The organism is Rhodococcus sp. CH91, from assembly GCF_022554085.1.
GTDB lineage: Bacteria > Actinomycetota > Actinomycetes > Mycobacteriales > Mycobacteriaceae > Rhodococcus.
The window spans coordinates 42,345-66,045 of record NZ_JAKFYR010000009.1 but is presented as its reverse complement, the minus strand read 5'-3'; the positions used below and the strand labels follow the sequence as shown (position 1 = coordinate 66,045).

The 23,701-nt window shown below is 68.2% G+C and carries 25 protein-coding genes; 9 read left to right on the top strand and 16 right to left on the bottom strand.

Features of this window, described 5'->3' with window-relative positions; translation table 11 throughout:
• Positions 1-12: 12 nt before the first annotated feature.
• Positions 13-1,362: a magnesium transporter gene (mgtE, locus tag MOM01_RS17250; protein ID WP_241386659.1), complete on the bottom strand. Its 1,350-nt coding sequence runs from the start codon at positions 1,360-1,362 to the stop codon at positions 13-15.
• A gap of 90 nt (positions 1,363-1,452) precedes the next feature.
• Between mgtE and MOM01_RS17245 the strand changes: the two genes are divergently transcribed.
• On the top strand, positions 1,453-2,325 hold the full coding sequence (locus tag MOM01_RS17245) for a biotin-dependent carboxyltransferase family protein (RefSeq protein ID WP_241386658.1): 873 nt from the start codon (positions 1,453-1,455) through the stop codon (positions 2,323-2,325).
• Here the strand turns inward: MOM01_RS17245 and MOM01_RS17240 are convergent.
• From MOM01_RS17240 to carD, 6 genes are read right to left on the bottom strand one after another with little or no spacing between them, the layout of a single operon-like run.
• Positions 2,284-3,393, bottom strand: a complete 1,110-nt coding sequence (locus tag MOM01_RS17240) for an alpha/beta hydrolase (RefSeq protein ID WP_241386657.1) — start codon at positions 3,391-3,393, stop codon at positions 2,284-2,286. The two genes, MOM01_RS17245 and MOM01_RS17240, sit on opposite strands and share 42 nt — an antisense overlap.
• Positions 3,394-3,436: 43 nt before the next feature.
• Positions 3,437-4,405, bottom strand: coding sequence for a 23S rRNA (guanosine(2251)-2'-O)-methyltransferase RlmB (gene rlmB / locus MOM01_RS17235; RefSeq protein WP_241386656.1), 969 nt, complete (start codon positions 4,403-4,405; stop codon positions 3,437-3,439).
• Positions 4,405-5,799: a cysteine--tRNA ligase gene (gene cysS / locus MOM01_RS17230; protein ID WP_241386655.1), complete on the bottom strand. Its 1,395-nt coding sequence runs from the start codon at positions 5,797-5,799 to the stop codon at positions 4,405-4,407. Before cysS ends, rlmB begins: the two co-directional genes overlap by 1 nt.
• Before the next feature lie 11 nt (positions 5,800-5,810).
• The gene (ispF, locus tag MOM01_RS17225) at positions 5,811-6,287 is read right to left on the bottom strand and encodes a 2-C-methyl-D-erythritol 2,4-cyclodiphosphate synthase (RefSeq protein ID WP_241386783.1); all 477 of its coding nucleotides are present in this window, start codon (positions 6,285-6,287) and stop codon (positions 5,811-5,813) included.
• Between the two features lie 5 nt (positions 6,288-6,292).
• On the bottom strand, positions 6,293-7,000 hold the full coding sequence (ispD, locus tag MOM01_RS17220) for a 2-C-methyl-D-erythritol 4-phosphate cytidylyltransferase (protein ID WP_241386654.1): 708 nt from the start codon (positions 6,998-7,000) through the stop codon (positions 6,293-6,295).
• Positions 7,001-7,025: 25 nt separating this feature from the next.
• On the bottom strand, positions 7,026-7,514 hold the full coding sequence (gene carD, locus MOM01_RS17215) for a CarD family transcriptional regulator (protein ID WP_241386653.1): 489 nt from the start codon (positions 7,512-7,514) through the stop codon (positions 7,026-7,028).
• Positions 7,515-7,790: 276 nt separating this feature from the next.
• Between carD and MOM01_RS17210 the strand changes: the two genes are divergently transcribed.
• From MOM01_RS17210 to dinB, 3 genes are all read left to right on the top strand, one after another.
• A complete protein-coding gene (locus MOM01_RS17210) occupies positions 7,791-8,420 on the top strand; it encodes a hypothetical protein (RefSeq protein ID WP_241386652.1) in 630 nt (209 codons plus the stop codon).
• A gap of 90 nt (positions 8,421-8,510) precedes the next feature.
• A complete protein-coding gene (gene radA / locus MOM01_RS17205; RefSeq protein ID WP_241386651.1) occupies positions 8,511-9,902 on the top strand; it encodes a DNA repair protein RadA in 1,392 nt (463 codons plus the stop codon).
• Positions 9,903-9,948: 46 nt separating this feature from the next.
• Positions 9,949-11,199 carry a DNA polymerase IV gene (gene dinB, locus MOM01_RS17200; protein WP_241386650.1) on the top strand — a complete coding sequence of 417 codons (1,251 nt, stop codon included), beginning with the start codon at positions 9,949-9,951 and terminating at the stop codon, positions 11,197-11,199.
• Here dinB and MOM01_RS17195 read toward each other — a convergent pair.
• Positions 11,196-11,759, bottom strand: coding sequence for a PaaI family thioesterase (locus MOM01_RS17195; RefSeq protein WP_241386649.1), 564 nt, complete (start codon positions 11,757-11,759; stop codon positions 11,196-11,198). The two genes, dinB and MOM01_RS17195, sit on opposite strands and share 4 nt — an antisense overlap.
• Before the next feature lie 94 nt (positions 11,760-11,853).
• On the opposite strand from MOM01_RS17195, the gene disA reads away from it, so the two are divergent.
• Positions 11,854-12,936: a DNA integrity scanning diadenylate cyclase DisA gene (gene disA / locus MOM01_RS17190; protein WP_241386648.1), complete on the top strand. Its 1,083-nt coding sequence runs from the start codon at positions 11,854-11,856 to the stop codon at positions 12,934-12,936.
• Positions 12,937-12,957: 21 nt separating this feature from the next.
• Here disA and MOM01_RS17185 read toward each other — a convergent pair whose 3' ends face one another.
• Both MOM01_RS17185 and MOM01_RS17180 read right to left on the bottom strand, forming a co-directional pair.
• On the bottom strand, positions 12,958-13,695 hold the full coding sequence (locus MOM01_RS17185) for a hypothetical protein (protein WP_241386647.1): 738 nt from the start codon (positions 13,693-13,695) through the stop codon (positions 12,958-12,960).
• A 34-nt stretch (positions 13,696-13,729) separates the two neighbouring features.
• Entirely contained in the window at positions 13,730-14,380 is a 651-nt protein-coding gene (locus MOM01_RS17180; RefSeq protein WP_241386646.1) for a carbonic anhydrase, read from the bottom strand.
• Positions 14,381-14,473: 93 nt separating this feature from the next.
• Here MOM01_RS17180 and MOM01_RS17175 point away from each other — a divergent pair, with 93 nt between their 5' ends.
• Entirely contained in the window at positions 14,474-15,358 is an 885-nt protein-coding gene (locus MOM01_RS17175) for an A/G-specific adenine glycosylase (RefSeq protein ID WP_241386645.1), read from the top strand.
• Here the strand turns inward: MOM01_RS17175 and MOM01_RS17170 are convergent.
• A complete protein-coding gene (locus tag MOM01_RS17170; protein ID WP_241386644.1) occupies positions 15,355-16,110 on the bottom strand; it encodes an alpha/beta fold hydrolase in 756 nt (251 codons plus the stop codon). The two genes, MOM01_RS17175 and MOM01_RS17170, sit on opposite strands and share 4 nt — an antisense overlap.
• A 33-nt stretch (positions 16,111-16,143) precedes the next feature.
• Between MOM01_RS17170 and MOM01_RS17165 the strand changes: the two genes are divergently transcribed.
• A complete protein-coding gene (locus MOM01_RS17165; protein WP_241386643.1) occupies positions 16,144-16,449 on the top strand; it encodes an antibiotic biosynthesis monooxygenase family protein in 306 nt (101 codons plus the stop codon).
• A 1-nt stretch (position 16,450) separates the two neighbouring features.
• The gene (locus tag MOM01_RS17160; RefSeq protein WP_241386642.1) at positions 16,451-16,981 is read left to right on the top strand and encodes a DUF1990 family protein; all 531 of its coding nucleotides are present in this window, start codon (positions 16,451-16,453) and stop codon (positions 16,979-16,981) included.
• Here the strand turns inward: MOM01_RS17160 and MOM01_RS17155 are convergent.
• The 3 genes from MOM01_RS17155 to MOM01_RS17145 form a co-directional block, all read right to left on the bottom strand.
• Positions 16,971-17,651 (bottom strand): DsbA family oxidoreductase, encoded by a 681-nt coding sequence (locus tag MOM01_RS17155; RefSeq protein ID WP_241386641.1) that lies wholly within the window; start codon positions 17,649-17,651, stop codon positions 16,971-16,973. The genes MOM01_RS17160 and MOM01_RS17155 overlap by 11 nt on opposite strands.
• Positions 17,652-17,695: 44 nt before the next feature.
• Positions 17,696-18,136: an OsmC family protein gene (locus MOM01_RS17150; protein ID WP_241386640.1), complete on the bottom strand. Its 441-nt coding sequence runs from the start codon at positions 18,134-18,136 to the stop codon at positions 17,696-17,698.
• Between the two features lie 124 nt (positions 18,137-18,260).
• Entirely contained in the window at positions 18,261-19,553 is a 1,293-nt protein-coding gene (locus MOM01_RS17145) for an oxygenase MpaB family protein (RefSeq protein WP_241386639.1), read from the bottom strand.
• A gap of 116 nt (positions 19,554-19,669) precedes the next feature.
• Here MOM01_RS17145 and MOM01_RS17140 point away from each other — a divergent pair, with 116 nt between their 5' ends.
• Positions 19,670-20,296, top strand: a complete 627-nt coding sequence (locus MOM01_RS17140) for a TetR/AcrR family transcriptional regulator (RefSeq protein ID WP_241386638.1) — start codon at positions 19,670-19,672, stop codon at positions 20,294-20,296.
• Positions 20,297-20,320: 24 nt separating this feature from the next.
• Here the strand turns inward: MOM01_RS17140 and MOM01_RS17135 are convergent, their stop codons facing one another.
• The gene (locus MOM01_RS17135; protein ID WP_241386637.1) at positions 20,321-20,965 is read right to left on the bottom strand and encodes an MBL fold metallo-hydrolase; all 645 of its coding nucleotides are present in this window, start codon (positions 20,963-20,965) and stop codon (positions 20,321-20,323) included.
• A gap of 143 nt (positions 20,966-21,108) precedes the next feature.
• The gene (locus MOM01_RS17130; RefSeq protein ID WP_241386636.1) at positions 21,109-23,652 is read right to left on the bottom strand and encodes an ATP-dependent Clp protease ATP-binding subunit; all 2,544 of its coding nucleotides are present in this window, start codon (positions 23,650-23,652) and stop codon (positions 21,109-21,111) included.
• Positions 23,653-23,701: the final 49 nt, after the last annotated feature.

Below are 23,701 nucleotides of genomic sequence, written 5' to 3'. Positions count from 1 at the left end.
GAGTCGTGAACGTCAGATCCCCAGTACGGCCTTCGCGATGAGGAAATAGATCACCAGCCCGGTCGCGTCGACGAAGGTCGTGATGAACGGGTTGGAGAAGACTGCGGGATCGGCGCGGATCGCCTTCGCGATCAACGGCATCGCACCGCCCACGGTCGCCGCGAGTGTGCAGACGCTCACCAGCGTCGATCCGATCACAGCTCCCACCGAGGAGTCGTAGACCCATGACGTCAGCACGAACGCGACCGACCCCAGGAGGACGCCGAGGGACAGCCCCACCCGGAACTCGCGGGCGACGACCCCACCGATGTCGCGCGGAGACACATCGTCGAGGGCGAGTGCACGGGTGACCGTGGTGGCAGCCTGGTTTCCGGTGTTGCCGCCGGTGCCGATGATCAGCGGCACGAACAGCGCGAGGGTGACCACCTGACCGAGGGTGGACTCGAAGACCTCGAGCACCTGGACCGTGAGTGTCGCGCCCAATGCCAGGACGAGCAACCACACCACCCGTGACCGGACCAACCAACTCACCGGCGTCGCGAGATAGGGCCGGCGCAGCGGCTCCGTACCACCGATCCGCGCCTGGTCCTCGCTGTCCGCGGCCTCCAGGATGCGCAGGGCGGCGTCGACCGTCAGGATGCCCACGAGCCGGGTCTCGCTGTCGACCACGATCAGCGCCAGCAGCTCGAGTTCGGCGCAGCGCCGCGCGGACTCCTCGGCATCGTCGGTAGCGCGTGCCCAGTAGGGCTCGTTCATGATGTCGGCGATCACCGTTCCGGGCGCTGCGCTCATCAGATCCCGCAGACCCACCACCCCCACGAGCACGCGCCCGTCGTCCACCACCGGCAGTGTGTACACCGATTCCGCGTCGTGCAGCCGGCGACGCACTGCGTCCATCGCCTCCTCGACCGTCACGTCGTGCCGCAGAGACACGAAGGCAGGGCTCATCCTCCGGCCGATCGCACGCTGCGGATAGCCGAGAATCGCAGCCGTCATCCTCCTCTCGTCCGGCGGCAGTCCGCGCATCAACGACGAGGCGACCGTGGCGGGGAGTTCGTCGAGCAGTTCCACCCGATCGTCCGGTTCGAGGTCGGCGAAGATCGTGGCGACCTGATCGTCGCGCAGGCCCCGGACCAGTTCGCTCTGCATGCTCGGATCGAGCTGCTCGAAGACGTCGAGTGCGCGAGCTTTGGGCAGAAGCCGGTACAGCACGGCACGATCGGTCCGGCCGAGCCGTTCGAGTACGTCGACGACCTGTTCGACGTCGAGCTCCGCGACAGCGTCGTGCGCTGCGGCAAGGTCGTCCGCCTCGACGGCCCTCTCGATCTGTCGCGTCGTCGCCCGGGCGTTCACGTCGTCCACGGTCGGCACCTCCGTCCTCGATGATCTTTCCACCCCAACTGTGCCTGCTCGAGCGGAGTCGGGCCGTGCAGGGGAACACGGTGGGTGAGAATGAACGACGTGGCATGGTTCGAGGTGATCTCCAGCGGAATGCTCACGACGGTGCAGGATCGCGGACGTCCCGGTCACGGCTCCTCAGGGCTCACCCGGTCGGGCGCCGCGGACCGGCGCTCCCACGACGCCGCGAACAGGCTGGTCGGAAACCGTCCGGACGCGGCGACACTCGAGGTGACCGGCGGTGGTCTGGCCGTCCGCAGTGTCGGCGAGACGATCGTGGCCGTGACCGGCGCTCGCGCCGAGGTGACCGTGTGCGACCGGCCCGTCGGTGACTGGTCCCGCATCATGCTGCGGGACGACGACGTACTGCGGATCGGCCCCCCGAAGGAGGGCCTGCGGTCCTATCTCGCGGTGCGCGGCGGCATCGACGTGCCCGAGGTGCTCGGCAGCAGGTCCACCGACATACTGTCGGCGACCGGGCCGTCACCGGTGCGCGGCGGCGACCGTCTGCTCGTCGGCGCGATGGCGACCGCACTGCCCGACGAGGAGCAGATCCCGCCACCCGCCCCGATGGGTGATCCCGTCGAGATCCGGGTGCGAACCGGACCCCGCGACGACTGGTTCACCCCGGCGTCGATACGTGCGCTGTTCCACGAGAGCTGGACGGTGACACCGCAACTCGACCGGGTGGGGATCAGGTTCCACGGCCCCGGCCGCTTGCACCGAGCACGGCACGACGAGATGCCCAGCGAGGGCATGGTGCCGGGCTCACTGCAGGTTCCCCCGGAAGGACACCCGGTGTTGTTCCTCGTCGACCATCCTGTGACGGGCGGCTATCCCGTGATCGCCGTGGCCGTCTCGGCCGACCTGCCGATCGCGGCGCAGCTACGCCCCGGCCAGCGGGTCAGGTTCGTGCCGGTGCGGTGATCGGCGCATCCGGAACCACACGGACGTCTTCGTCTCCTCCACCGCCGCGACCTCCGGGGAGGCCGGTTCGACTGCCGTCACCCGCCGCACGAAGGCGATCACTTCGTCGAGCGCCCGCTTCGCGGGAGGCGAGATGCCCGGCAGGCTGAGATATCCGTGGACGGCGTCGGGATAGTCGGTCTCCGTCACATCACATCCTTCGCCGCGCAGTGCGGCCGCGTAACGTATACCGTTGTCGCGCAACGGATCATGTCCTGCAACCTGCACGAGGGCGGGCACCGCGGCACCGGCCAGGCTGCCGCGCAACGGAGCAGCCGTCGGCGCGTACGGATCGGCGCCGGCGAGATAGAGACGCACGAACGCACGCATACCGCGAGAAGTGAGCACGGGAGCGTTCGCGAACTTTTGCTCCGAGGGGAACATCTCCTCCATCTCCGCTGCGGGATAGACCAGCACCTGCCCGACCGGCAGCGGACCATCCGAGCGTCCCGCCAGATCGGCGACGACGGCGGCGAGATTCCCCCCGGCGCTGTCGCCGGCCACCACGATGCGCGCCGGATCCCCTCCGAACTCACCGGCATGCCGGGCCACCCAGTGAAGCGACGACCAGCAGTCCAGAACCGCTGCCGGATAAGGATGTTCGGGTGCCAGCCGATAATCCACCGACACCACGACGCACGGGGTCCGCGCAGCCATGCGGCTCGCCCACCATTCGTTCTGCTCCGGGTTGCCGAACACCCATCCACCACCGTGGAACAGCACCACCACGGGGAGCGGACCGTCCACACGCACCGACGGCCGATAGATCCTCAGCCGCAGGGAGACAGGCGACGTCTCGGGTTCGAGGTCGTCGACGGCGACGTGCTCGAGATCGACCGGTCGATCCTCGATCCGCACTCCGGGATGCGGCCGGCCCGCGACCAGCCGACCGGCCGGAGACGCCAGCAGTCTCGCTCTCGCCGCCCGGCGTGCCGGGATCTCTTCCGGGGACGCGTCGGCGATGGACTTGTTCGTGAAGCGCTCGGACAGCGCGAACACTCGCGTGCGGAACGGCAGTGAGGCGACCACGAGGACAGACTAGCCCTCGCGGCCGCGAATCCGGCCGGCTCGGTCAGGCGCGTCGCTGCCGCGCGATATCCGCCAGGACGACGCCCGCCGCCACGGAGGCGTTGAGCGATTCGACATCTCCGGCCATCGGAATCGAGAGCACCGAATCGCAGGTCTCCCGGACCAGGCGTGAGAGCCCCTTGCCTTCCGAGCCCACGACCACCACGACGGGATCGGTGCCGTCGAAGTCGTCGAGGCTGGTGTCGCCGCCGGCGTCGAGACCGACGACGCGGACGCCGCGGGCCTGCCAGTCCTTGAGAGTGCGCGTGAGGTTGGTGGCACGCGCGACGGGCAGTCGCGCTGCTGCACCTGCACTCGTGCGCCAGGCCACCGCCGTCACCGACGCCGAGCGTCGCTGCGGGATCACCACGCCGTGCCCACCGAATGCTGCGACCGAGCGGATCACGGCGCCGAGATTGCGCGGATCGGAGATGTTGTCGAGCGCCACGATCAGCGGCCGTTCGTGGTTTTCCGCGGCGCGGGCGATCAGGTCGTCGGGATGCGCGTACCGGTAGGGCGGAACCTGGAGGCCGATGCCCTGATGCATCCCGTTGGCCGACAGCCGGTCGAGTTCGGAACGCGAGACCTCGAGAATCGAGATGCCCATCTCGGCCGAGCGCTGCACGGCTTCCTTGAGTCGCTCGTCCGCCTCCGCGCCCAGGGCGACGTACAGAGCCGTCGCGGGAACGCCGGCCCGCAGGCATTCGACGACCGGATTGCGGCCCAGGACCATCTCCGGCCCGTCCTCGGCCTTACGGCCGGCGGCCGGTCGACGACCACCCCCGCGCGTATCGGTGGCCTTCGCGGCCGCCCGGGCACGTTTGGCCGCGGGGTGGTAGGGGCGGTCCTCGGCCCTGGGGGTCGCACCGCGGGCCTCGAGCCCGCGACGCCGCTGCCCGCCGGACCCGACGACCTGCCCCTTCTTCGTGCCGCCCTTACGAATAGCGCCGCGACGCTGGGAATTGCCTGCCATCACTGTCCTGCTTTCAAGGACCACTCGGGTCCGTTCGGCGTATCGGTCACTTCGATGCCCGCGGCCGCCAGCCGGTCGCGCACCTCGTCGGCCACCGCCCAGTTCTTCTCGGCGCGGGCAGTGGTGCGGCGCTCGAGATCCGTGGTGACCAGGACGTCGAGCGCGGCGAGCGCCGCCGACCCGGTGTCCGTGGTGGTGCACCAGTGCTCGTCGAGGGGGTCCACACCGAGGATGCCCATCATGCTTCTCATCTGGGAAGCGATCCGCACAGCTTCGTCGAGGTCGCCGTTGTCGAGGGCCTTGTTGCCCTCGCTGCGCCGCCCGTGGATCTCGGCGAGGGCCTTGGGCACTCCGAGATCGTCGTCGAGGGCGTCGGCGAAGGCATCCGTCCAGGTGCCCACGGGCACTTCTCCCGCCCGGTCGCGGGTCTTGAGGACGAACGATTCGAGTCCCCGATAGGCCGCGGCCGCCTCGGCGAGCGCGTCGTCGGAGTACTCGAGCATCGACCGGTAATGGGCGCTGCCGAGGTAGTAGCGCAGCTCCTGCGGGCGGACCCGGGCGAGGACGTTGGGAATGGACAGCACGTTGCCGAGCGACTTGGACATCTTCTCTCCGCCCATCGTCACCCAGCCGTTGTGCAGCCAGTAACGCGCGAAGCCGTCGCCCGCCGCGCGGGACTGAGCGGTCTCGTTCTCGTGGTGCGGGAAGACGAGATCCATTCCTCCGCAATGGATATCGAAGGTACTTCCGAGATAGAAACCGGCCATCGCGGAGCATTCGAGATGCCAGCCGGGACGTCCGCGTCCCCACGGGGTGGGCCACGAGGGCTCCCCGGGCTTCTCCGCCTTCCACAGCGTGAAGTCGCGCGGGTCGCGCTTGCCCAGCCCGGCACTCTCGCCCTGGTGGACGTCGTCGATGCGATGACCGGAGAGGGCTCCGTACTGCGGATAGCTCAGTACGTCGAAGTAGACGTCGCCGTCTGCCGCATAGGCGTGACCGGCATCGATGAGGCGCTGGATGAGTTCGACCATCTGCGTGACGTGTCCGGTCGCGCGGGGTTCCACGGACGGCGGCAGGACACCGAGCGCGTCGTAGGCGCGGTTGAAGGCCCGCTCGTAGGTGGAGGCCCACTCCCACCACGGCCGGCCCGCCTCGGCCGCCTTGCGGAGGATCTTGTCGTCGATGTCTGTGACATTTCTCACAAAGGCGACGTCGAGCCCCTTGGCGGTCAGCCAGCGACGGAGCACGTCGAACGCGACACCGCTGCGTACGTGGCCGATATGGGGTTCGCCTTGCACGGTGGCCCCACACAGGTAGACCGAAGCGTGGCCGGGGACCAGCGGTTCGAAATCCCGCACGGCCCGCGATTCGGTGTCGTATAAGCGCAAGGTCACGACCGTCGATCCTACCGTTCGTCCTGCCGGGCCAGGACCAGTGCGGTTGCGACCGCCGCCACGCCTTCGCCCCGGCCGGTGAGGCCGAGTCCGTCCGTGGTGGTCGCCGACACCGAGACCGGGGCACCGAGCGCATCGGCCAGCACGGCTTGTGCTTCCTCACGACGCGGTCCGATCTTCGGCCGGTTCCCGATCACCTGAACGGCGGCGTTCCCCACGGCCCAGCCCGCCTCGGCGAGCAGGCGCCGCACCTCTTGGAGCATGGCGACGCCGGATACACCGGACATCTCGGGACGCCCCGTGCCGAAGACCGCACCGAGGTCGCCGAGACCGGCGGCCGAGAGCAGGGCGTCGCACAGCGCGTGCGCGGCCACGTCGCCGTCGGAGTGCCCGGCACAGCCGTCGGCGTCCTCGAACAGCAGACCGGCCATCCAGCACGGCCGGCCCGCCTCCACGGGATGCACGTCCGTTCCGATGCCGACACGCACGATGGTCACATCTCCTTCTCTGCGGGGACGCCGGATGCGAGCACGGCACGCGCCAGCACCAGATCCAGCGGGGTAGTGATCTTGAAAGCGAGCGGGTCTCCCGCGACGGTCGTCACCTGCTCACCCAGCCGCTCGACGAGTCCCGCGTCGTCGGTGGCGTCGGCCGCGTCCCGATTGGCTCGTGAGAGCAGGTCGACGTCGAAGCCCTGCGGTGTCTGCACCGCTCTCAGGCGCGACCGGTCCGGGGTGCCGGTCACGATGCCCACGTCGTCGACACTCTTGATGGTGTCGGCGACGGGGAGCACCGGGATCACCGCGTCACAGCCGGCGCGCAGCGCGTCCACCACCCGCACGAACAGGCCTGCCGGCGTGAGAGCGCGTGCGGCGTCGTGGACGAGCACGAACCGCGCTCCCGGCGCCGCCGCAAGACCTGCACGTACGGAATCGGCTCGTTCGGTTCCCCCGGCCACGACCTGCACCCGGGCGGCGAAGGATTCCCCGACGAGCCGGGTCGCGGTGGTCCCGGCCGATTCGGGAGGGACGACGATCACGACGCGATCGACCACTCCCGAGGCGAGCATCGCCTCCACCGAGCGGGCGAGCATCGTGCGGCCCTCGAGTTCCACGAACGCCTTGGGCAGTGGTTCACCCAGGCGAACACCACGGCCGGCCGCCGGAACGATTCCGACGACCGGCCCGTTGCGATCGTTCATGTGCAGTTTTCGCCTCGCCGTCCTGTCAGGAAGCGGCGGCGAGAACCTCGTCGAGCATGGTTTCCGCCTTGACGTCGTCCGTGCCCTCGGCGAGGGCGAGTTCGCCCACGAGGATCTGACGCGCCTTGGCGAGCATCCGCTTCTCACCTGCGGACAGGCCGCGGTCCTGCTCCCGGCGCCACAGGTCGCGCACGACTTCCGCGACCTTGTTGACATCGCCGGAGGCCAGCTTCTCGAGGTTGGCCTTGTACCGCCGTGACCAGTTGGTGGGTTCCTCCGTGTGAGGTGCGCGCAGCACCTGGAATACCTTGTCGAGGCCTTCTTGCCCGACGACATCGCGGACTCCGACATATTCCGCATTATCTGCAGGTACCCGGACCGTCAGGTCGCCCTGCGCGACTTTCAGAACCAGATATTCCTTCTGCTCACCCTTGATGGTGCGTGTTTCGATAGCTTCGATCAGCGCCGCACCGTGATGGGGGTATACGACGGTGTCTCCGACCTTGAAAATCATGTGTCCCGTGCCCCTTTCGATTCTGCCAGTTTAACACGTGATCACATCACCCTCGCGTCAACGGTGCAGGTCAGGGGCATCGAAGCATGAGCCCGGGGCTTGACAGGCAGTTCGTTCCGTGTATCGGGTGACCTCCGACACACCGGGTGGGTCGGGACTTCCGGCCCTGCTCCCCGGGTAGGCATCGGCACCGGATTCCGCCCCGACGTACACAGGGCGCACGCGGACTACTACTCTGCCTAGTGGATTGCGAGCCATACTCGAGTGGAGGAACCCGTGACTGCTCTCAAAGCGCCGACTCGCCGAGTCGTGACTGCTCTCGCCCTTGCCGCAGGGGCGGCACTCACGATGTCTGCGTGCAGCGCCGGTCAGATCACCCAGACCTCGACCCAGGTCCCGGCCATCAACGGTTCCAACGTGGACGCCGGCAGCATCGCATTGCGCAACGTGCACGTGATCTACCCGAACTCCGAGGAGTACAGCATCGAGCCCGGCGGAACCGCCCAGCTCGGCTTCACGATCGTCAACCTCGATCCGTACATCGGTGACGAGCTCACCGGCATCTCCACCGACTTCGCACAGTCGGTCACCGGCGCCGAACTCGAGATCCCGCCGCAGTCCTCCGTGATCGCCGGTGCCTCCGAGACCACCGCGGATCTGATCGAGGGTGCCGAGGAGCTGCCCGATCCGGACAGCACGGGCGAGACCCCCTTCCCGACACCGGCAGCGATCGAGACCGTCGAGCTCGTGGGCCTCTCCGAAGGCGTTCGTCCCGGTCTGACCATCCCGGTCACCTTCTCCTTCGCCGAGGCCGGCGACATCACGGTCTCCATCCCGATCGACGCAGGACCGGAACTCCCCCGCGACGAGTCGGAGCTCTCGCCGATCGTGGGCGAAGCGCACTAGATCTCCCTGCGACAAGGTCCGGTCGGGCATCGCCCGGCCGGGCCTTTCGCATGTCACGGCTGTGTCGGTGCGACCGACTATTCTCCGGCCGTGGCAAAGACGAAGACCCTCTACCGCTGTTCCGACTGCGCGCACACCGTCGCGAAGTGGGTCGGACGCTGTCCCGAATGCGGCACGTGGGGGTCGATGGACGAAGCTCCCGTGCAGCCCGTGGCGGTCGCCGCGCGTACCGGCACCTCCCTGGCACGCGCGGGCGCGGCCGCCGTCCTGCCGAGCACACCTGCCACTCCCCTGTCGCAGATCGACGGCAAGGCCACACACGCGAAACCGACGGGCATCCCGGAACTCGACCGTGTCCTCGGCGGAGGGGTGGTGCCCGGTTCCGTCGTCCTCCTCGCCGGTGAGCCGGGTGTCGGCAAGTCCACGCTCCTGCTCGAGGTCGTGCATCGCTGGGCGCTGCGAGGTGAGGCCGATCGCGCCCTCTACGTCACGGGCGAGGAATCGGCCGGGCAGGTGCGGTTGCGTGCCGATCGCACCGGCGCCGTCCACGACCGTGTCTATCTCACCGCCGAGAACGATCTCGCGACCATCTTCGGGCACGTCGAACAGGTGAAACCGACCCTGCTCGTCGTCGATTCCGTGCAGACCATGCTCGCCGCCGACGTCGACGGGGTCACCGGCGGAGTCACGCAGGTGCGTGCGGTGACCAGCGCGCTGACCTCGCTCGCGAAGTCCAGCGGCATACCCGTGCTGCTCATCGGTCACGTCACGAAGGACGGTGCGGTGGCCGGCCCCCGTTCCCTCGAGCATCTCGTCGATGTGGTGCTGCACTTCGAGGGCGACAAGCACTCCACGCTGCGCATGGTGCGCGGCGTGAAGAACCGCTTCGGCGCCGCCGACGAGGTGGGCTGCTTCGAACTCGCCGAGGACGGCATCGTCGGCGTGAGCGACCCGTCCGGACTGTTCCTGCAACACCGCGACGAGGCCGTTCCGGGCACAGCGGTCACCGTGACGATGGACGGCAAACGTCCTCTTCTCGGCGAAGTCCAGGCCCTCGTGGTGCCCACGCACAATCCCTCTCCGCGACGTGCCGTGAGTGGTCTCGACGCGGCCCGGGTCGCCATGGTGCTCGCGGTGCTCGAGCGGCGTTGTGGTCTCGGCAAGCTCGGCAATTGCGATGTCTACGCCTCGACGGTGGGCGGGATGCGGATCACCGACCCCTCGGCCGATCTCGCACTCGCGCTCGCCGTCGCCTCCGCGGTGCGCGACCAGCCCGTCCCGGTGGGCACGGTGCTGCTCGGGGAGGTCGGTCTCGCGGGCGAAGTCCGTCGCGTGGTGGGAGCGGGGCGCCGCCTCGCGGAGGCCGCCCGCCTCGGCTTCGACCGCGGAGTCGTACCCCGCGATGTCGAGGGAGTGCCGAAGGGCATGAAGAAGTTCGAGGTCGCCAACCTGGCACAGGCGCTCTCCACACTGACGCGCTGAGGCCTCCCGTCGGGCGAGCCGAGATGTCGGATGCCGGTGCGAACATGTGTTCGTGTCCGGTGCGACCGTCCTCCACGCCGATCTCGACGCCTTCTACGCGTCGGTGGAGCAACGCGACGATCCGCGGCTGCGCGGCAGGCCGGTGGTCGTGGGCGGGGGTGTCGTGCTCGCGGCGTCCTACGCTGCCAAGGCATACGGCATAGCCACCGCGATGTCCGGTCGTGCCGCCCGGGCGCTGTGCCCGGGGGTGATCTCCGTTCCTCCCCGCATGGACGCCTATGCGGAAGCCTCCCGCGAGGTCTTCGCGATCTTCGATCGCACGACTCCCGTCGTGGAGGGGATCTCGATCGACGAGGCATTCCTCGACGTCTCCGGGCTCGAGCGCATCGCGGGCAGCCCGGTCGAAATCGCCACGCGCCTGCGCCGTGAGGTGGCCGCCGAGGTCGGTCTGCCGATCACCGTCGGTATCGCGCGCACCAAGTTCCTCGCAAAGGTCGCGAGCGGGGTGGCCAAGCCCGACGGTCTGCTCCTCGTCCCTCCGGACGCCGAACTCGCGTTCCTCCACCCGTTGCCGGTCGAACGACTGTGGGGCGTCGGCAGAGTCACCGCGGCGAAACTGCACGCACACGGAATGCGGACGGTGGCGGACGTCGCCCGCCACTCCGAATCCGATCTCGTGTCGCTGCTGGGGCGAGCGACCGGACGTCACCTGCATGCTCTCGCTCTCGGGCACGACCCGCGTCCGGTCCGACACCGGCCGCGCAGTTCGATGGGCGCGCAACACGCCCTCGGCCACGGACCGCACAGCATCGAGTCGGTGGCGGAAACACTGCAGTTGCTCGTCGACCGTGTGTGCCGTCGGATGCGCCGGGCCCGTCGCCTCGGACGCACGGTGGTACTGCGGGTGCGATTCGCCGACTACAGCCGCGCCACCCGTTCGCACACGCTTCCCGGCGCCACCGCACGCACCGACCTCGTCGGGGCGGCGGCACGCGAGTTGCTGGACCACACCCATCCACTCATCGCCGACCGTGGGCTCACCCTGATAGGGATCGCGGTCTCGAACCTCACCGGCGAGGGCGCCGAGCAGCTCGAGCTGCCCTTCGACGAGGTGGTCGAGAACGGCCATCCCCTCCCGGCGCACCGCGCGATCGACCGGCACGCGCTCGATGCCGTCCTCGACGATCTGCATTCCCGTTACGGCGCCGGGGCCGTCACGTCGGCCACGCTGCTCGGACGCGATCACCGGCCCGGTACGCCCCTGCTCCCGGACCGACCGCCGGGACGGACGCTCTAAGGAGCGGAGATGTCGTGGTCGGTCTGCGGAACGCCGTCCGCGAAGTCCATGCCCTTCGCGAAGTGCTCGTGTCCCACCAGGACGAACAGACCCACGGACGACGCGACCACCACGTCCGGATCGGCCATCGGCCCGTCGACGATGCGGGCCTCCGAGCTCGTGTACACCTTGCGACGCACGGTGCCGTCGACGCGTGCCCGGAACTCGAGGACCGAACCGAGCGGGATCGGGCGGGCGAAATCGGTCTCGAAATGCCCGGTGACCACGGCGGAGCGAAGCGCGGCGTTGCACGCCATCCCCTGCACCTCGTCGAACGCCGTCATCAGGATGCCGCCGTGGATGAAGCCCGGACCACCCTGATAGCGGGTGGCGACGTCGAGCCGGCCCAGCACTTCCAGACCCTCGCCGAAGGTGAACTCCATCGCCAGGCCCGAGGGCTGGTCGTCGCCGCACCCGAAGCACTTCGCCCAATGCTGCGGAAGCGGGGCACCCGGGCCGGGATGATCTTCCGGCAGAGCGGGAACGACGAGGTCGTCGGGCAAAGTCCAGGTGTTGCGCATAAGCAAGTAATGTAGTTGCGCGGTCGGCGACGCCGGTTCGGGAGTTCGCGCAAATGTGACCGTGACCGCAGGCTGCACACGGAAGGGAGTCGCGATGACCGAGTCGGCGTCGGTATCGACGCTGGGCGAAACCATCGCCCGTCTGGCACCCGGCACCGCGCTACGCGACGGTCTCGAACGGATCCTCCGCGGCCGGACCGGGGGCCTGATCGTCCTCGGTTTCGACGAGCAGGTGGCCGCTCTGTGCGACGGCGGATTCGAGCTCGACGTGGAGTTCGCCCCGACCCGGTTGCGAGAGTTGTCGAAGATGGACGGTGCGGTGGTCGTGTCCACGGACGGCACCCGCATCGTGCGTGCCAACGTCCAGCTCGTGCCCGATCCGAGCATCCCGACCGTCGAGTCCGGCACTCGTCACCGCGCCGCGGAGCGCACCGCGATCCAGACCGGCTATCCGGTGGTGTCGGTCAGTCAGTCGATGAGCATCGTCAGTGTGTACGTCGACGGTCGCCGGCACGTCATCGACGATTCGGCCACGATCCTGTCCCGCGCCAATCAAGCCGTCGCCACCTTGGAACGCTACAAGGCCCGTCTCGACGAAGTGACGCGGCAACTGTCGGTGGTCGAGATCGAGGACATCGTCACCCTGCGTGACGCGCTCACCGTGGCACAGCGACTCGAGATGATGCACCGGCTGGCGGTGGAGATCGAACAGGACGTGCTCGAACTGGGCACCGACGGCCGCCAGCTCGCCCTCCAACTCGAAGAGCTGGTGGGCGACAACCAGCTCGCCCGGCAGCTCATCGTGCGCGATTACCTGGCCGGCGATCGTGTCCCCTCGTCACAGGAGGTCGATCAGGCGCTCGAGCGGCTCGCCCGGCTGACCGACGTCGACCTGCTCGATCTCACGACGCTCGCGCGGGCCTTCGGGTATTCGGGCACCATCGAAGCTCTCGACACGTCGATGAGCCCTCGCGGCTACCGCGTGCTCCATCGGGTGCCGCGCTTGCAGACCCGCCAGATCAACCTGCTGGTGGGCGCGTTCGGCACCCTGCAGGGCCTGCTCGCCGCCACCGCGGCCGACCTCCAGGCCGTCGACGGTGTCGGAGCCCTGTGGGCCCGGTACATCCGCGAGGGACTGTCCCGGCTGGCCGAAGCCTCCATCAACCATTACGACTGATCGGCCCCGATCCGGAAGGTGTCAGGGCGCGATGTTGAACGGCTCCGGCGCACTGCGGACACCACCGAGCTGACCCACCACGGTGTAGGCGCCCGGGCCGACCGGCTCGCGTGGTGCCTTGCAGCCGGGTTCGGAGGTCGTCGCCGACCACTTCACGGAATAGGCTGCCTGGTCTCCCGGTGCCAGGGAGCGGATGTCGGCAGTGGACTCCGGGAAGCAGTCGGTGTTCGCCCACAAGCGCTCATTGCCGTCGAGGCTGTAGACGAGCACCTGCTGCAGCCCGGCGCCGAGATCGCGTTCGCACGGCGACGTGCCGATGTTGGTGATGACGATCGTGAAATCGGGTTCGGCACCGATCTTGTAGTTCGCCTCGTCGGCAGTCACACGCACCGCGAGCGACTGATCGGGGCACTGCCCGGGCGCCACGGGCGCCGAGGACTCGGTGGTCGTGGGCGAATCGCCCGCTGTCCCCGAAGTCCCCGGCTCGCGGGAGCCTTCCGGTTCGGCCGAACCGGACGCGTCGTCGCCGCGCGGGGAACTCGCGGCCGCTGCCTCGGCGGACGCGTCGGCCGCGGTGGTCGTGGCCGAGGTCGTGACCTCCGCGGCGGCGGGCTCGGGTTCGGCTTCCCCGCCGTCACCGCCGGTCAACGCCAGTACCAGCCAGACGACCAGAGCCAGCACGACCACCGAGACACCGATTGCGAGAAGGCGTCGTCGCCAGTAGATCTCGGGGGGCAGAGGGCCGGTCGGTTCAAGCACGCCCCTCACGGTATGTGCCTGTACCTGCAGACAGCTACACCACGGTCGGCGTGTCGCCTTCCTCTGCGATCACACCGATGTCTCCGATGTGGCTCCGCAGGCTCACGTGACCGTCCTCGAGCTTGTAGGTCACACCCACGATGGCGCAGCGGCCGTCGGCGATGCGGTCGGCGATGATGCGCGAGCGATCCGTCAGGAGCTTTCCGGTCTCGACGACGTGCCGGCCCTCGAGTTCGTCGACGGTGTTCAGGCCCTCGGCGCGGCCCATGAGGATCGACGGTGCGACCCGCTCGACGAGACTGCGGATGTGACCACCCGGCACCGATCCCTTGTCGAGTGCCTCGATCGTCGCGGCGACGGCACCACAGCTGTCGTGCCCGAGGATCACGATGAGCGGAACGTTGAGGACGTCGACGGCGTACTCGATGGAGCCCAGGACGGAGCTGTCGATGACGTGGCCGGCGGTGCGGACGACGAACATGTCGCCGAGCCCCTGGTCGAAGATGATCTCCGCAGCCACTCGGGAGTCTCCGCAGCCGAACAGGACGGCAGTGGGATGCTGTCCGTTGACGAGTTCGGCGCGACGGTCGATTCCCTGGCTGGGGTGCAGCGGGGTACCGCTGACGAAGCGATGATTACCCTCGGTCAGGGCTTTCCAGGCGGAGATGGGATTCGAGTTCGGCATGCGTACATTATTCACCCGCATGCGCGACCGGGCTCGGGTGGACTCTCCGGAGCGAGACCGGACCCCCGTCACTGCGAACCGAGGAGATGAGAGATGCCGGTGGATTCACCGTCGTTGCTTCGCTGGTACGCCGCCCAGGCGCGCGACCTGCCGTGGCGGCACGACGGGGTGACGGGCTGGCAGATCCTCATGTCCGAGGTCATGCTGCAGCAGACGCCGGTCGCCCGGGTCGCACCGATCTGGGAGGAGTGGGTGCAGCGCTGGCCCGTGCCCTCCGCGATGGCCGCGTCGAGTCAGGCCGAAGTTCTGCGCGCGTGGGGCACACTCGGTTATCCGCGCCGCGCACTGCGGTTACACGAGTGCGCAGGTGTACTTGCCGCCGAGCACGGCGATCGTGTGCCCGAGGACGTCGACATCCTCCTGACCTTGCCCGGCGTCGGCGCGTACACGGCGCGAGCGGTGGCGTGCTTCGCGTACGGACAGCGTGTGCCGGTGGTCGACACGAACGTCCGCCGAGTCGTCGCACGAGCAATCCACGGCCGGGCGGAACCCGGAAATCCTTCCACGACAAGGGATCTCGCCGACGTCGAAGCGATCCTTCCAGCTTCCCGGCCGCAGGCGGCGACGTTCTCGGCAGCGCTGATGGAACTCGGTGCGACGGTGTGCACGGCCCGGACCCCGGACTGCGCCCGATGCCCGCTGCCCGACTGTGCCTGGGTGCTGGCCGGACGACCCGCCCACGACGGTCCGGCGCGGAAGGTGCAGAAGTTCGCCGGCACCGACCGTCAGGTACGTGGACGGCTGATGGCGGTGCTGCGGGAGAGCACCACGCCTGTCGAGCGCCCCGTCCTCGACAGCGTCTGGCCGGCGGATCCGGGTCAGCGCGACCGGGCACTGCACTCGCTGCTGGTGGACGGCCTGGTGGAGCAGACCGACGACGGGCGGTTCGCGCTCGCCGGAGAGGGTTCCGTCTCCTAGCCCGGCCCGCCGGGCAGCGCGTGCGCGGTGAGGAAGCACTCCACCGCTGCGCGGTATTCGGCGGGCCTGTCGTCGTGCACGAGATGCCCGGCTCCCTCGACGAGGACATGGTCGGTCCCGGGCCGTGTCGCCATCTGCCGCATCTGCCCCTCGGGCGTGATGGTGAATTCCCCTTCGAGGAGCAGGGCCGGCACCCGGATCGAATTCCACTCTTCCCAGAAGTGCCGCGACCCCCATTCCTCCGAGATGTCCCGGAAGGTGGCGACATCACCGTGCAGATGCCAGCCGTCGTCGCGGCGGACGAACGAGTCCAGGAAGTAGCGGCCCGCGACGGGACCGAAATAGTCGAGTACCGCGGCCTCCGACGGGAACGGCTGCGGCCACTGCGCGATCATCGTCGCCCAGTTCGCCGCCGTGCGTCCCCGGAAGTCGGGCGCCATGTCCTCGAGGACCAGTGCGGCGACCCGCTGCGGGTGTGCAGCAGCGAGACACCAGGCGTGCAGGGCACCCATCGAATGCCCGATCACGACGAGAGGTTCGATGATCTCGTGCAGGTGCATCGCGAGATCGGCGACGAAGGCCTCGGTGGTGAGTTCGCGGGGAGCGGGCCGGCCGTGTCCGGCGGCATCGAAGGTGTACACGTGACCGTGTTCGCGGAGCCACGCCACGTGGCGACGCCACGTCCGGGCGCTGCCCATGAGTCCGTGCAACAGCAGGATGGGTCGGCCGGTTCCGCCCTCGTCGTGCAACACAATCGATCAAGTTAGCGGAGTAGGCTCTCGCGCATGGCAGTCGTGAAGATCAACGCAATCGAAGTTCCCGAAGGCGCCGGCCCCGAGCTGGAGAAGCGGTTCGCCAATCGCGCGCACACCGTCGACAACTCCCCCGGATTCCTCGGCTTCCAGCTGCTCCGCCCGACCGCCGGCGAGAACCGGTACTTCGTGGTGACGCAGTGGGAGACCGAAGAGGATTTCGCGGCATGGCGGGACGGCGGCGCCCGGGCCGCACACGCCGGTGAGGCGAGGAATCCCGTCGCCACGGGTGCGTCGCTGCTCGAATTCGAAGTCGTCCTCGACGTCAAGAAGTCCTGAGATGCCGGCGTCCGGTGACCCCGGGCGCAACCCGACCTATCCGGAGGTGGGGGCGAGCCTGCGGGCGTTCCTGGGAACCGGTGCACTCCCTTCCGGTTACCGGCATCTGCGGGTCGAAGGCGAACTGGGCAGCGGCGATACCGTTTTCGATCTCGCCGCCGCCCGGTTGTTCGGATGGGACATGCATCGCGGAGCCGGAATCCATGTGCCGCCGGGAACTCCGGCCGCGACAGTCGGTCTCGACGTGGATCTCGGTTTCGGCGTCGGCCCTGTCCGTGCGACGGCCCCGTGCCGTGTCCTCGACGTGCTCCGCACCGATCGGCAGCGGGGCTTCACCTACGGCACGCTCGACGGGCATCCGGAGAGCGGCGAAGAGACCTTCGTCGTCACACGTGGCGCCGACGGGCGTGTGGTCGGAACGGTGATCGCCTTCTCCCGGCCCGCCCGCTGGTACACCCGCGCCGCAGGACCGGTCGGGCACCTGCTGCAGCGGCGTATCGCGCTCCGCTATCTCGCAGCACTCACAGCGTGACCGTCACGTCGTCGACCGCCCTGCGCAGGAAGGCCAGGAAGACGTCCGTCGGCTGAGCTCCCGAAACGGCGACGGCGCGATTGGCGACGAAGAACGGCACTCCCTGCACTCCGATGTTCCGCGCCTCCAGGAGATCGGCGGCCACCGCGTCGCCGGCGGCCTCACCGGCAGGATCGTCGCCCTCGAGGGCCGCGCGCGTCCACTCCGGATCGAGTCCGGCCGCGCCCGCGACCTTCACGAGGACATCCCGGTCGTCGACGACCTCGCCGTCGACGAAGTGCGCCCGGAACAGCGCGTCGAGGACCTCGTCGCGCTTGTCTCCCGCGAGATGGACCAGACGGTGCGCGTCGAACGTGTTGGCCGAGATCACGTTGTCGAAGTCGATCGAGATCCCGGCCTGCGCGGCCGTATCCGAGACCTGACCGAACATCTGCCGGACCTGCGCGGCCGGCATGCCCTTCATCGCGACGAGTGCATCGATCTCCGGGACACGCCGGCCGACGGGGGTGTCGGGTGAGAGCTGGTACGACCGCCACGTGACCTCCACTCGGTCGCGGTCCTCGAACGATGCGAGGGCCTCGGCGAAACGGCGCTTACCGATATAGCACCAGGGGCAGGCGATATCGGACCAGATCTCGATGTGGGCGGTCGGGACGAGTACCTCGGACATGCTCATATCCGGGTCAACTCCGGACCGGCGGGCTGTGTTCCCGGTCAGCCCTCGAGCGCCGCGTCCAGCGAGATCTCCACCCCCGTGAGCGCCTTGCTGACCGGGCAGCCGGTCTTGGCGTCCTGCGCGGCCTTGGCGAAGCCGTCGGCATCGAGTCCGTCCACCTCACCCCGGACCTTCAATGTGATTCCCGTCAGCCGGAACCCGCCCGCCGGATCCGGCCCCAGCGAGACGTCGGCCGTGACCTCGAGGCTCTGCGGAGTACCGCCCGCTTCCGCGATCAGAGCGGACAATTGCATCGCGTAGCACGAGGAGTGGGCCGCTGCGATCAGCTCCTCGGGACTGGTGGTGCCGTCCGCGTTCTCGGCCGAGCGCTTCGGGAAGGAGACGTCGAAGGTGCCGCGTCCCGAGCTGGTGAGCTCGACCTGACCCGACCCCTTCTGGAGATCGCCGTTCCAGGCCGTCCGCGCAGTACGTGTGGGCATGAAGATCTTCCCTTCGTGTCATGATTCGTGTTCACGGCATGCCGTGGCATGTCCACGGACCACCCTCGCAGACTCGCCTGCTCCACGCGGCGCGTTCGCGGCAGACGGTTCCCGATGTCCGGATCTACGCCGAGCGCAGTTCCCGGTCGCGCTCACCGACGGTCTGCACCGCCGTATCGCGCTCGTACGGGCGCACTTCGAGTCGTCGTTTCACCTCGGCGATCGCCTGCATACGCTCGAGATGTCCTCGGCGTGCCGCCCGCGCGGCTCCTCCGGGCAGTGCGACGCTCAGCCGATCCCGTACGAGATTGCGCGCGAACCACAGCGGATACAGTGCCGCCATCGGGCTCAGCCGGGGAATGCCGACGGCGTCGGAATACCCGGAACCCAGCGAGAGCCGGGCGAGGTCGGCGTGGAAGTGGTAGTACGCCCAGCTCCGGATGCGGTTGTGTACCCCGGGAGAATCCACCCCGTAGATCCGGGGAACGGCGCGCAGTGCGGCGTCGGTCAGCGCTGTGGACGACTCGTCCGGGTTCACCTCCGACCAGACCGCGAGCCAGATCAGGCGCAGGAGTTCGTCGAGCGAGGTCACCTGGAGTTCCGCCGTGACGCCCATGGTGTGGGCGATGTAGCGGTAGAGATGGACGATCGCGTCGCGTTCACGCCGGGAGTACCAGTGACCGGCGGCCATGACGGCGAGGGCGACACCGGCGATCGGAATCATCGTCACGCAGTAGTGCAGTTGGTTCACCGGCCGGCCGTGCGTATCGGTGTTCCAGCCTTCGACCCGGGCGATCCCGGCTCGGATGTAGGCGTGGACGACGCGCACCCGGGCGGTGTTCTTGGTGCCCGCTCCGAAGCGTTCCATCCCACCGGGTGCCGTGCAGTCCATCGACCACGCCACGGTCTCGACGATCCGTGCCGCGGCCCGCTTCGCGAGATCACCGCCGCGCAGGAGGACGTCGTTGACCCGCGGTGAGACGTAACTGGCGGGAAAGGCGATAGCGGTGGTGAACGCCATGAGAGTGCTCATCGGCATTCGCGCGATCGCGCGCGCAGCGAGGTCGAGCTTGTCGTAGTCCACCCAGAACGGCACGTCGTCGAGGGTGTCGATGAACGCCCGCACTTCGGGCGCGGGATCGTCCACCGATTCGATGCCGTGCTCGAGCGCCTGCTCGAACTGCCCACGGATCCGGGCCCGGTCCCGGCGCATGGCGGCGACGAGATCGTCGGCCACCGGGTCGCAGGTGTTCGCGAACTTGGCGAATGCCCGGGCCTGCGCACGGGTCGGGCGCACCGAGTCGCCGGCGAGAAGTGACATCGCCAGGCGAGGGCCGCCCTCGGACAGGATCGGCTCGGGCCGGAGCCGGTCGGCTCGGTCGTGCAGGCGGGTGGTCGATGGTGCATCGATCGTCACAGTTCCTCCTCATCCGGATTCGGTGACCGACTATTGCAAGAATCCCACATCTAGTAAACAGATGATTCCGGAATTGATCGATTCCCGAAGAAGGGTGCTGTGACAGACTCGACGATGTGCCCGAGCTCGAAACAACCCGCGCGTACCGCGGCGTCGGCCCGGCCGACCGCCGCGCCGAACGCCGCGAGCGTCTCAAGAACGCGGTGATGGACGTCGTCGCAACCGAGGGATGGTCGGCGGCGACGGTACGGAAGGTCGCAGCCACCGCGGGAGTCGGGCCGCGCTTCTTCTACGAGAGCTTCACCGACATGAACGACCTGCTGACGACCGCCTACGACGAACTCGGCGCCGAACTGCTCACCGCCGCCGTCGCCGCGATCGACTCGGCACCCGACGACCTGCACGCCAAGGCTCGGGCCGCCGTCGGCGCGATCGTCGGCGCGGTCGAGCACAACCCGCAGCAGGGCCGTTTCCTCATCTCCGACGCACCCCCGCTCGCCGAACGCAAGAGCGCGTTCATCCGGGCCGCGGCGGACGAACTCGTCGAGCAGAGCGACGCCGTGGGCACCCGCCTCGACACCCGGCAGGCGGAACTGTGCGCGGTGGTGGTCATGGCCGGCGCCGTCGAACTCGTACGCGGATGGCTCGACGGCAGCCTCGACATCCGTCCCGACGAACTCACCGAGATCGTGGCCAGCACACTGTCGACGCTGACCACGCACATGCCGAACATCGGCAGGTGAGTGTCGCCGGGGCCGGCTCCCGAATCAGCCCCGCACCACAGTGGACAACCCGGCCAGCGCCTGTTCGATGTGCGCGGGCCATTGCCGCGCATCGATTCGATGCACGGCCGACTCACCGGCGAACGCACTGGAGATCACCACGTCCGGGTTCAGTGTCGCCAGGAGTCTCAGGCTCCCGGCGAGGTCACGGGCATCGCTCATGCCGTCGATGTAGCCGGCCCTCCATCGTCCCGACGCTCCGGTGAACAGGGTGTCGCCGGTGAACAGATAGCGAGATCCGCCGGAGCCGGGCACCAGATAGCAGACGCTTCCCGGTGTGTGCCCGGGTGTCGGGACGATCTCCACCCCGTTGTCGTCCACGTGCCTATTCCTCAGGAGGACGTCGATGCGCGCATGGCCGCCGATCCTGTCGCTCTCGATCGCCGGGGCATGCAGTCTCGAACCGAACCGCTCGGCGATCCTGCCGAGCATCGGACCGGCTTCGTCCTGATGGGACAGATACTGATCGGTGACTCCACCCAGCCGCTCCAGTTCGGCGAAGTCCGCGTCACCGGCCACCGAGTAGAACAGCACGTTGCCGTTCCCGGTCCACAGATAGGCATGGGTCGTCAGCCCCGGAAACGGATTGTCCTCTCGTGTCTCCCACACATCGGGCAGTACTCGTCGCATCGTGATCACCTCCGCTGTCGTCGAACTGCACCCAGCCTGCAACCTCGAGTCCACTGGAGGTCAAGGGCGGTCCGGGCAGTCACGACGACGAGAAGGGGCGGCACCCGTATCGGGTGCCGCCCCTTCTCACGTGAACCGTGCGCCTATCCGGCGTCCGACTCGCCCTCGGTGGACTTCGCCAGTGCCACCGCCGGGGTGTCCGGAACCTCGGCCGGCTTCTCGCTCGGCGTGAACGTGAACTTCGCGTTCTCGCCTGCACCCTGGCCGTCCCAGCCGTCGACATCGACGAGCACGATCTGGCCGGGGCCGATCTCGCCGAACAGGATCTTCTCGGAGAGCTGATCCTCGATCTCACGCTGGATCGTGCGACGCAGCGGACGTGCGCCGAGCACCGGGTCGAAGCCGCGCTTCGCGAGCAGCGCCTTGGCCTTGTCGGTGAGCTCGATGCCCATGTCCTTGTTCTTCAACTGCACCTCCACACGGCCGATCATGAGATCGACCATCTGGATGATCTGATCCTGCGTGAGCTGGTGGAAGACGATGATGTCGTCGATACGGTTGAGGAACTCGGGCCGGAAGTGCTTCTTGAGCTCGTCGTGGACCTTGTTCTTCATCCGCTCGTAGTTCGACGCCTCGCCCGTACCGGCAGAGAATCCGAGACCGACGGCCTTCGAGATGTCGGACGTACCGAGGTTCGAGGTGAAGATCAGCACGGTGTTCTTGAAGTCGACCGTGCGTCCCTGGCCGTCGGTGAGGCGGCCGTCCTCGAGCACCTGCAGGAGCGTGTTGTAGATCTCCTGGTGTGCCTTCTCGATCTCGTCGAACAGCACGACGGAGAACGGCTTGCGGCGAACCTTCTCGGTGAGCTGGCCGCCCTCCTCGTATCCGACGTAGCCGGGAGGAGCACCGAACAGACGCGAGGCCGTGAAGCGGTCGTGGAACTCGCCCATGTCGATCTGAATGAGGGCGTCGTCCTCGCCGAACAGGAAGTTCGCGAGCGCCTTCGACAGCTCCGTCTTACCCACACCGGACGGGCCGGCGAAGATGAACGAACCGGACGGACGCTTCGGGTCCTTCAGGCCGGCCCGCGTACGACGGATCGCCTTGGCGACCGCCTTGACGGCATCCTCCTGGCCGATGATCCGCTTGTGCAGCTCGTCCTCCATACGGAGCAGACGCGTGGTCTCCTCCTCGGTGAGCTTGAACACCGGGATACCGGTCCAGTTCGCGAGAACCTCGGCGATCTGCTCCTCGTCGACCTCGGCGATGACGTCGAGATCGCCTGCGCGCCACTGCTTCTCGCGCTCTGCGCGCTGCGCGACGAGCTGCTTCTCCTTGTCGCGCAGGCTCGCGGCCTTCTCGAAGTCCTGCGCGTCGATCGCAGATTCCTTCTCCCGGCGCGCGTCGGCGATCTTGTCGTCGAACTCGCGCAGGTCCGGCGGCGCAGTCATCCGGCGGATACGCATCCGCGCGCCGGCCTCGTCGATGAGGTCGATCGCCTTGTCGGGCAGGAATCGGTCGTTGATGTACCGATCGGCGAGCGTCGCGGATGCGACGAGCGCCTTGTCGGTGATCGAGACGCGGTGATGTGCCTCGTACCGGTCGCGCAGACCCTTGAGGATCTCGATGGTGTGCTCCACCGTCGGCTCCCCGACCTGCACCGGCTGGAAGCGACGCTCGAGAGCTGCGTCCTTCTCGATGTACTTGCGGTACTCGTCGAGAGTGGTCGCGCCGATGGTCTGCAGCTCACCGCGGGCGAGCTTCGGCTTGAGGATCGACGCTGCGTCGATCGCACCCTCGGCGGCACCGGCACCGACCAGCGTGTGCAGCTCGTCGATGAACAGGATGATGTCGCCGCGGCTGTTGATCTCCTTGAGGACCTTCTTCAGGCGTTCCTCGAAGTCACCGCGGTAACGGCTACCGGCGACCAGCGACCCCAGATCGAGCGTGTAGAGCTGCTTGTCCTTGAGGGTCTCGGGCACCTCACCGTTGACGATCGCCTGCGCGAGACCTTCGACGACGGCGGTCTTACCGACGCCGGGCTCGCCGATCAGCACCGGGTTGTTCTTGGTACGACGCGACAGCACCTGCATGACGCGCTCGATTTCCTTCGCCCGGCCGATGACCGGATCGAGCTTGCCTTCGAGCGCCGCCTGCGTGAGGTTGCGGCCGAACTGATCCAGGACGAGCGACGTGGACGGAGTGCCGGTCTCGCCACGGCTGGTGCCGGATTCTGCGGGCTCCTTGCCCTGGTAACCGGACAGGAGCTGGATGACCTGCTGACGCACCCGGTTGAGGTCGGCGCCGAGCTTGACGAGCACCTGCGCCGCCACGCCCTCACCTTCGCGGATGAGACCGAGCAGGATGTGTTCGGTGCCGATGTAGTTGTGGCCGAGCTGGAGCGCTTCACGGAGGCTCAGCTCGAGGACCTTCTTGGCACGAGGAGTGAAGGGAATGTGCCCCGACGGTGCCTGCTGACCCTGGCCGATGATCTCTTCGACCTGGCTGCGGACACCTTCGAGGGAGATACCCAACGACTCGAGCGACTTCGCCGCCACACCCTCACCCTCGTGGATGAGGCCGAGGAGGATGTGCTCCGTGCCGATGTAGTTGTGGTTGAGCATCCTGGCCTCTTCTTGAGCCAGGACGACGACGCGCCGCGCGCGATCGGTGAACCTTTCGAACATCGCACTCCCTCACACTCTCCGGCTGCCGGTCCGGTACGCGGATCGTCCC